The organism is Arthrobacter sp. H14 (assembly GCF_000520495.1).
GTDB lineage: Bacteria > Actinomycetota > Actinomycetes > Actinomycetales > Micrococcaceae > Arthrobacter_C.
In genome coordinates this window covers 1-1,538 of record NZ_KI914688.1, presented here as the reverse complement: position 1 = coordinate 1,538, position 1,538 = coordinate 1, and the positions used below count along the sequence as shown (strand labels likewise).

General features: G+C 66.1%; 2 protein-coding genes. Both read left to right on the top strand.

All coding sequences use genetic code 11. From position 1 onward, the window contains the following. Positions 1-435: 435 nt before the first annotated feature. Positions 436-1,008: a hypothetical protein gene (locus tag Y707_RS27565; protein ID WP_051442209.1), complete on the top strand. Its 573-nt coding sequence runs from the start codon at positions 436-438 to the stop codon at positions 1,006-1,008. Positions 1,009-1,066: 58 nt separating this feature from the next. Beyond that, positions 1,067-1,538 (top strand): DNA-binding protein (locus Y707_RS27560; RefSeq protein ID WP_051442208.1); only part of this gene is annotated, 472 nt, incomplete at its 3' end.

Here is a 1,538-nt window from a genome sequence, read left to right as displayed (position 1 = left end):
CTTTGTGGGTCACGCGGGCGGGCCTCCGCCGCCAGCTCCTCCGGCCGCCTGACGCTGCGCGATGGCCGGGGGAGGGGAGCTGGATTCCCACCAACTCATATACTCATTTGAGTAAAACAGTCTGCCGGGCCGACATGGTTTCTGGGTGGGTGTGGGGTGTTGGCCGTGTCCCCTCGCTCGCTCGGGAAACGGCTATCGGGCGTCCGCTGGCGCGGGCCGGCTGTTGTCCTGGTTTGCCGGAACCACGGCAAACCAGGAAGAACCTCATTTTTTGCTGCTGTCCTTATGGTGTTGACGGGTTGAGCGTTGTTCCGTCGTGCACAGCTACGCGGTGCTCCGCCAGCAGGCAAAAACAACCGGGGGAGGGGAGCCGGATCTGCTGGTCACCACGGGTTACCCCACCTGGGCCCATATCTGCGAACAAGGGAGCACACCATGGAGACCGCGACGAAAACGCCGTTCACCACCGCCGACACCGGCGAGGCCATCACCGCACCGGTATTCCGCTGGAACGGCGAGGTCCTCGTCCTTGAAATAGAGGCCCGGCTCGATGGAGGGGACCGTCTGGTCGGTGTTGCCCAACTGGGGGCCGAAGGCTTCGATGCCGGGGCCTGGCCGCTGATCATCCTCGCCGTGACCCGCACGGCTGATGCGGCCGGTGAGCTGTTTGGCCTGGGCGTGTACGTCGAAGGCGACACGGGGACTACCTATTACCGCACCCAGAGCGCGCATTGGGAAGCGATCACTGCCGAGGTGTTCTTCCATTGGAACATGGGTCAGGCAGACGGGCCGGAAAACCTCCCCCGAAACCGCCGCAGAACTGCCCGGCCAATACCGCCGCCCCTACGCGGGATGGACGAGCTAACACATACCCCCGGCGCCAAGACGTTTTGGGCCCCGCCAGGCGAACGGGCCTCGCCGCCGCTCGGACAGCATCCTGCGGAACCACGTAGGCGCCGGGTGGCCCGGGCTTCTCAGCTCCGTCAACACCGGCGGATAGGCTGGTAAAGTAGTAATAGTAGTATGATACTTACTACTAAATGTACTGATCCGGTGGAGGGGTGTCATGGCACAGAGCGGTAAAGAGCGGGTATACGCCGCGGCGGAGCGTATCGGCGCCGAACGTGCGCCCACGGTCACGGCCGTACGTGAGGCGGCAGGGGTGTCGATGGCGGACGCGTCCCGGTTCCTGCGGCAGTGGAAGGACGAGGCGGCTGCGGCCACGGCGGCGGTGGTCGCGGCGCCGGGGGCGTTGACTGATCAGGCGCAGAAACTGGCCGGGACCATCTGGGCCGAAGCGGTGAGGTTGGCGGGGGAGGATTACCGCGCCGCCCAGGCTGTGTGGGAGGCGGAGAAGGAGGCGTTGGGGCAGGAGATCGAGGAGATGGTCACCGCCGCTGACGGTGTCGAAGCGGAGCACCGTACCGGCCTGGAGGCAGCAGGGGTGGCCCGTGCCGAGGCTTCGGCCCGGGCCGAGCATGCGGCCCAGGATGCGCAGCAGGTCCGGGGTGAACTGGAAGCTGCGCGTAGCCAGAACG

Bases quoted from the DNA above. Each gene is read 5' to 3' on its own strand.
- Y707_RS27565 (WP_051442209.1), top strand. From the start codon at position 436: ATGGAGACCGCGACGAAAACGCCGTTCACCACCGCCGACACCGGCGAG.